This is a genomic window from Bifidobacterium sp. POST2/T3 (B1) (genome assembly GCF_058197115.1).
Map to the genome: position 1 here is coordinate 1 of NZ_JBVPQK010000133.1, position 6819 is coordinate 6819.

Below are 6819 nucleotides of genomic sequence, written 5' to 3' on the forward strand. Positions count from 1 at the left end.
CGCACGGTTCAGGGCGAGGTCATCTCCTCCACCTTCGACCGTCCCGCCAGCGATCACACCACCGTGGCCGAGCTGGCCATCGAACGGGCTAAGCGCCTGGTGGAGCTGGGACAAGATGTGGTGGTCCTTCTGGATTCCATGACCCGTCTGGCCCGCGCCTACAACATCTCGGCTCCCGCCTCCGGACGCATCCTCTCCGGCGGCGTGGATGCTCAGGCCCTTTATCCGCCCAAGCGCTTCTTCGGTGCCGCACGCAACATCGAGAACGGCGGCTCTTTGACCATCATCTCATCGGCCTTGGTGGAGACCGGGTCCAAGATGGATGAGGTCATCTTCGAGGAGTTCAAGGGCACCGGCAACATGGAGCTGAGACTGACCAGGGACCTGGCCGATAAGCGTATGTTCCCCGCCATCGACATCAATGCCTCCGGCACCCGGCGCGAGGAGCTGATCACTGCACCCGAGGAGCTGGCTGTGGTCTACCGGCTGCGTCGCCTCCTGGGCGGCATGGAGACCGAGCAGGCCTACCAGACCTTGGTGCCCAGGCTGAAGAAGACCGCCACCAACCGGGACTTCCTGGCGGCGATCAACCAGTCCATGCTGGCTCAGAAATAGGAATGATCCGGTAAACGTGCGTGCAACCCGGTCCAGGGCTGCAGGCTAGAGTTCGCGCGTTAAGCCACAGGTCAATAAGGGGCAGGGTGCCGGCAATCCGACACCCTGCCCCTCTTCTGTGCTCCGGTGACGTCTTAGATGTCAGCGGTGAAGATACAGGCGCTTTCTATCGACGACTTTTCTGACGGCTTCTACAATGTCTTTTGCGGTCATTCCGTACTGCTGAGCCAGATAGTCCTGGTCGCCGACCTGGCCGAATCGGTCGTGCACTCCAATGAATTCGATAGGAACCGGACAGCTGCTTGCCACTGCTTCGCTGACGGCAGCACCCAGACCTGTGTTGACATTGTGGTTCTCGGCGGTCACGATAGCCCCGGTCTGTTTGGCCGCATCGATCACAGCCTGATTGTCCAATGGTTTCCAAGTGAACATGTCGAGGATGCGGACCCCTATGCCTTCATCGCTCAGGGTACGGGCGGCTTTGATGGATTCAGCCACGCAGACGCCGCTGGCGATGATGGTTGCCTGTGCATCGAACTGATTCATGACCTGCACGGCTTTTCCTATTTGAAAATCAGTTCCATCCCGGTAGATTTTGACGCACTGCTTGCGCACCAACCGCATGTATTGCATGCCGTAGGTTCGGGACATCCAACCCATTATCCATTTCAGCATGGTGATGTCGGTGGCTTCCAGGACGGTCATTGTGGGGATGCCCCTCATGATCCCCATATCCTCAAAGGACATGTGGGTGCCGCCATTGGTCTTGGCGGTGATTCCCGGGTCGGAGCCAATGAGTTTGACATTGGCCTTGCTGTAGGCGCCGGAAATGAAGATCTGGTCCATGGCCCTTCGGCTCATGAAGGAGGCGAAGGTGTGTGCGAACGGTATTTTGCCGGTAAGGGAGAGTCCTACCGCAGTGCCGATCATATTGGCTTCCTGGATGCCGCAGTCCACTGTCCGTTCGGGGTAGGCTTCCTGGAAGGGCTTGGTGCCCATGGCACTCATCAAATCAGCATCCAGCAGAACCAGGCGCTCCTCGTCGGCCGCCAGATCGAGGAGGCACTGGCAGAAGGCCTGCCGCATTTCCTGTTTCTCGTTTTTCAAAGTATGTTCTATCATTCCTCTTCCCTTTTCATCTGTCCGTGTGCAATCAGGCTCGCGCACATGGCTCTCATGCTCAGGCTGCATCCATCATTGTTTGGATTTCAGCCAAAGCCTGGTCGCGCTGCTGCTCGTTGATTGTTGTTGAATGACTCTTCGGAGTTCCGGCAATCTCGGACCATCCCAGGCCCTTGACCGTGTGAAGCACGATCATTGAAGGTCGGTCGTCGGTCTTTTGTGTCTTGCTGTGGACTGTCTCCAAAGCTTGAAGAATGGAGGGGACGTCATTGCCATCGGGAACGTCAACGACCTGCCACCCAAAAGCCTCGAACTTGGCTGCGGCATCTCCCAAGGAGCAGATGTCCTTGCAGTATCCGTCCAGCTGCAGGCCGTTATAGTCCATGAAAGCAATCAGATTGCCCAGGCGATGCTGGGCGGCGAAAAGGGCCATCTCCCAAATCTGCCCCTCCTGGCTCTCGCCGTCTCCTATGACCAGATAGACCTTGTTGTCCCGACCATCCATTTTCAGTCCCAGGGCAACGCCGGAGGCTACTGAGGCCCCCTGACCCAGGGACCCGGCGGTTACGTCCACTCCGGGAACCTTGAGTCTGTCGGCATGGCTGGGAAGGTTGGTCCCGTTGCGGTTGAGGGTATTCAACCAATCCATGGGGAAGTATCCGCGCAAGGCGAGTGTGGCGTATAGGGCCGGGGCGCAGTGGCCCTTGGACAGGACGAACCAGTCCCGGTCGGCCCACTGTGGATCCTCGGGCTTGATGTTCATCTCCTGCCCGTACAGGACGGCCAAAAGGTCGGCTATCGACAGGGATCCCCCTACGTGGCCGGTCCCAAAGGCTGAGATCTCCTTGATCGTCTCCTGTCTGATCCGACCAGCGAACTGTTTGAGTTCTCTGACCTTGTCCGCATCGGTGCTTTCGTTCATGTTGATTTCCTTACTATTCTTGTAGATTGGTTCTTATTGCGGCGGTGTTTGGTTTTCCTGATTGCTGTCTTTCCTGCGTTCGGGCGCATGCCTGCCCAGACTGGCCTGGGCTGCGGCCAGTCTCGCCACCGGCACCCGGTAGGTTGAGCAGGATACATAGTCCAGGCCAACGCGCTCGCAGAATTCGATGGAGGAGGGATCCCCGCCGTGCTCGCCGCATATGCCGACCTTCAGGTTCGGACGGGTGCGTTTGCCATACTTCACCGCCATCTCAACCAGCCTGCCGACTCCCGCTTGGTCCAGATGGGAGAAGGGATCCTCCTGCAGAAGCCCCTTGTCGTAATAGTCCTGGAGGAAGGAGCCGGCATCGTCCCGGCTGAGCCCGAAGGTCGTCTGGGTAAGGTCGTTGGTGCCGAAAGAGAAGAATTCAGCGCCGGCTGCTATATCACCGGCCAGCAGTGCCGTCCTGGGGGTTTCGATCATGGTTCCGACCGAGCAGTACATGGGAAGCCCGGATTCCCTGATGACCTGGTTTGCCGTCTCCTCCACAATCTGCTTGACATATTTGAATTCCGCCGGTTCGCTGACCAGAGGCACCATGATTTCGATTTCTGGAGCAAGGGACCAGTCGGGGTGCCGGCGCTTGACCTGGATGGCGGCTTCCACTACGGCCCGGGTCTGCATGCGGGCGATGGCGGGGTAGGTGACTGCCAGGCGGGATCCCCGGTGTCCCAGCATGGGATCGACGTCGGTCAGTTCGTCAGCAGTGTCTTTGATCTCCTCGGCTGTATGCCCGGTCGCCTTTGCCAGAGCTTCCACGGCCTGAGCGGTTTTGGGCAGGAATTCGTGCAGTGGCGGATCAATCAGTCTGACAGTCATCGGCCTTCCGCCCAAGGCCTCATACATGGCGGTAAAGTCCTCACGTTGCATGGGCAGGAGGGCGTCGAGAGCTTCCTGACGTTCTTCTTCGTCTGCTGCCACTATCATCCGTCTGACGGCCTCGATGCGATCGGGCTGGAAGAACATATGCTCGGTGCGGCACAGGCCGATTCCCTCAGCACCCAGCTCCTGTGAACGCCGAGCATCTTCCGGCGTGTCCGCATTAGCCCTGACCTCCTTGATGGATTCGAAGAGCTGGATGGTGGGATCGGTCGGGAACTCGTGGCCTTCCTGCTGCTGATAATCGTCCAGAAAACGGTGGGCCAGCCATTCCATGTCCTCGGCATCCAGGTCGTTGTCGTCGCTGACCTGTCGCTCGGTCTTGCGCTTGGAGAGGCGTTGTTCGAAGACTTCCTCGGGAAAGCCCATCACTACATTGCTGTACATCTGAATGAACCGGCGGTAGGAGTCCCAGGCCCAGCGGGGGTTGTCGGTCTTACTGATCAGAGCCTGCACCACCTCTTCGTTCAGTCCCAGATTGAGAATGGTGTCCATCATGCCGGGCATGGAGACCTGAGCTCCTGATCTGACCGATACCAGCAGGGGATTAACGCCGTCCCCGAGTCGCTTGCCAGTGGCTTTCTCCAGATCGGACAGACTGCTCAGAATCTGCTTGCGGATTTCCTGGCTGATGTCGTTGGATCCGGATAGGTAGTTTTTGCAGGCCTGCGTGGTGATAGTGAAACCTTCGGGCACAGGCATGCCTAGTTTGGTCATCTCCGCCACGCCGGCTCCCTTGCCTCCCAGCAGATCACGCATGGAGGCATCGCCTTCAGACAGCTTGTACACGAATTGTTCTGTAGTGTTGCGCATAGCATTTCCCTCATTGGATCGAAGGCGTTGAATAGACAACACGCGCTGTGTCTGTTCTCGGCATTGGCTAAGGTAGTAAGCCTTCAGCCAGATTCAAGTCTGTCTTGGTCTTTTGCTGAGATTGGGAGCGTTCTGCCAATTTTTGTGCAGGAATTGGTACTGTTGCCATAATGGCGCCTTTCAGACCAGAAGGTTGATGACGGCGATGACTGCGAAGATATAGATTGCCGCAGTAAAGGCTTTCTGGTTGACGTGACCGGCGATCAGCCTGCCGCAGAAGACGGCGAGCAATGTGAGCGGGAGAACGCATAGGAGGGCAAGCGCGGTTTCTCTGTTGGTTGTGTTCAGTCCGACTGCGAAAGGCAGCTTCACCATATTCACCACTAAGTAGAAAGCTGCCGTGGTGCCTAGGAATTGCTTGACCGGCAACCGCTCGCTGCTGAAATAGACGGCTGTGACCGGTCCTCCGGCATTGGCCACCATGGTGGTAAAACCCGCCAGAACGCCGCAGAGCATGTGGAAGGCCACGCTTATCCACTGCTTCTGCCTGCTCTTGCTTTTGGTTTCGATTTGGAGGGCTTCATCCTTGCCGCCGTGCCGCGTTTTCAGCGCGGACCTTATGCGTGAGAGGAAGTAAAGCGCAATGAAGCAGGCAAGTATGACCCCGATGGTTTTTTTGGTCGCGTCATTGTCAGCGTGATACAAGAACCAGACACCGGCAAGGATGCCTATGGTCACAGTCGGCAACAGTCTAAGCAGGGAAGCCAGCACAATGTCATGCCGGTAGGCCCAGATGGCGGTCCAGTCAGCGACGACAGCCATGATCAGCGTCAGCTCGGTGGCTTCTTTGGCGGGCATCAGTGACGCCAGAGCGGCCACCGCCAGGATGGCTGAGCCTGGTATCAACGACTTGTCCAGGCCGATCAGGACAGCAGCCGCCGCCAAACCGATGATCAGCCAGAGGTTCATGTTAGGTCACTTCCTTTGTTGGCGCACGCTCTTTATAAGAAGATGAGTCGGCCGACACTGCGTCACATTCAGTGCCGGCCGACATGGCAACTCCTGAGGAAACAGGCAGTTGCGTTCAGGCTTCCGCCACCAGGCGTTCTATGGTTTCACGCTGGTAGACGGACGTTTCGTGGGCGGTCTCGTCCTCGGCGAATACGTTGGAGACGATGATGGAATCCTCACGGTCCAGGAACCCGTTCTTCTTCAGGGCAGCGAACAGGGCCTTGAAGTCCACATCGCCGTCGCCCACCTTCAGGTGCTGGTGAACGCGGGCGTTGGTCCCTGGGGGATTGGCTATATAGCGTAGTTCATGCGAACGATGATGGTCATAGCTGTCTGAGATATAGACCGTCCTGAGTCGTTTGCCGGCCAGGGCGGTGATCCCGTCCACATTATTGCCGTAGTGGAAGGTGTGAGGAGCCACGTAGACCGCGCCGACCAGCGGACTGTTCAGGCCTCTGGTGATCCTCAGTGCATCGATGCCGTTCTCGACGAAATCGTAGGGGTGCGGGTCGAAGTTGATGCGGATGCCTTCCCGCTCAAGCAGGGGCAGTATCTCCTCCATGGTCGCGTAGAAGGCAGCCTCGGACTCCTCATAGCGCTCCGGTATGCCGCTGAATTCGCTGTTGATGACGTGCACGTCCAGCAGAGCTGCGATTTCGATGGCCCGTTTCCAATTGCGCACGGCTGTCTGCCGCTCTCGCTCGTCGGGCCAGGAGGTCCTGTAGACCGGCAGCAGCGAGCACAGCTCAACATGCGCTTTCTTCAGGGCGGCCGCGAAGTCCTTGACTAGTTCGTCGTCCGCCTTGGGGTGCATATAGAACGGCAGGAAAGCATCGTGTGGAGCCAGCTGCATATACTTGTAGCCTGCGTCCGCTACCGCCTTGGGCAGATCCAGGAATGGCAGATCAGGATGGAATGGTGTGGGATCCAATGCGATTTTCATATTGTCTAACCTCGTTGTCGGAACTTATGGATGCCCCTGGTTCGTCCTGTCCGTCGGCATCCTCGCTGCGGATAGGGTGGTTAGGCGCCCGGAGTTCGGAGTTTCAATCCTCCGGAGCGCTTACAGGTGTGTTGCTGCCTATTTACAGTCTTGCGATGATGTCCTGGCCGATTTGGTCAGTGCTGCGTTTGCGTGAGGAGTTCTCCTCAGCATCCGCTTCCACGGCGCGATCAATGCGGGCGGCTGCTTTGTCGTACCCGAAGTGCTGCAGGAGCATGGCGGCAGACAGGACCGTGGCCGAAGGGTTGGCTATGCCCTTGCCTGCAATGTCGGGGGCGGAGCCGTGGATGGGCTCGAACATGGAGGGATGTTCGTCTGTCACATTGATGTTGGCTGATGCCGAATAGCCGATTCCGCCCACAACTGCGCCGGCCTCGTCGGTGATGATGTCGCC

At 58.0% G+C, this 6819-nt stretch carries 7 protein-coding genes; 1 reads left to right on the forward strand and 6 read right to left on the reverse strand.

What is annotated here, in order from left to right; genetic code table 11:
* Positions 1–615 (forward strand): transcription termination factor Rho (gene rho, locus AC0AP0_RS07245; RefSeq protein WP_490429923.1); only part of this gene is annotated, 615 nt, incomplete at its 5' end.
* 141 nt (positions 616–756) lie between these two features.
* On the opposite strand, the gene AC0AP0_RS07250 is transcribed toward rho, so the two are convergent.
* From AC0AP0_RS07250 to AC0AP0_RS07275, 6 genes are all read right to left on the reverse strand, one after another.
* Complete coding sequence (locus tag AC0AP0_RS07250) at positions 757–1737, reverse strand: transketolase family protein (RefSeq protein WP_110426037.1); 981 nt, start codon at positions 1735–1737, stop codon at positions 757–759.
* A gap of 58 nt (positions 1738–1795) precedes the next feature.
* Positions 1796–2659, reverse strand: a complete 864-nt coding sequence (locus AC0AP0_RS07255) for a transketolase (RefSeq protein WP_121912932.1) — start codon at positions 2657–2659, stop codon at positions 1796–1798.
* 33 nt (positions 2660–2692) lie between these two features.
* Entirely contained in the window at positions 2693–4411 is a 1719-nt protein-coding gene (locus tag AC0AP0_RS07260) for a putative PEP-binding protein (RefSeq protein WP_490429925.1), read from the reverse strand.
* A gap of 180 nt (positions 4412–4591) precedes the next feature.
* Entirely contained in the window at positions 4592–5380 is a 789-nt protein-coding gene (locus AC0AP0_RS07265) for a sulfite exporter TauE/SafE family protein (protein WP_110425851.1), read from the reverse strand.
* 115 nt (positions 5381–5495) lie between these two features.
* The gene (locus tag AC0AP0_RS07270; RefSeq protein WP_490429927.1) at positions 5496–6365 is read right to left on the reverse strand and encodes a sugar phosphate isomerase/epimerase family protein; all 870 of its coding nucleotides are present in this window, start codon (positions 6363–6365) and stop codon (positions 5496–5498) included.
* A 142-nt stretch (positions 6366–6507) separates the two neighbouring features.
* On the reverse strand, positions 6508–6819 hold a 312-nt coding region (locus AC0AP0_RS07275), incomplete at its 5' end, for an isocitrate/isopropylmalate family dehydrogenase (protein WP_490429928.1).

Bases quoted from the DNA above. Each gene is read 5' to 3' on its own strand.
- AC0AP0_RS07260 (WP_490429925.1), bottom strand. From the start codon at position 4,411: ATGCGCAACACTACAGAACAATTCGTGTACAAGCTGTCTGAAGGCGAT.
- AC0AP0_RS07250 (WP_110426037.1), bottom strand. From the start codon at position 1,737: ATGATAGAACATACTTTGAAAAACGAGAAACAGGAAATGCGGCAGGCC.
- AC0AP0_RS07255 (WP_121912932.1), bottom strand. From the start codon at position 2,659: ATGAACGAAAGCACCGATGCGGACAAGGTCAGAGAACTCAAACAGTTC.
- AC0AP0_RS07270 (WP_490429927.1), bottom strand. From the start codon at position 6,365: ATGAAAATCGCATTGGATCCCACACCATTCCATCCTGATCTGCCATTC.
- AC0AP0_RS07265 (WP_110425851.1), bottom strand. From the start codon at position 5,380: ATGAACCTCTGGCTGATCATCGGTTTGGCGGCGGCTGCTGTCCTGATC.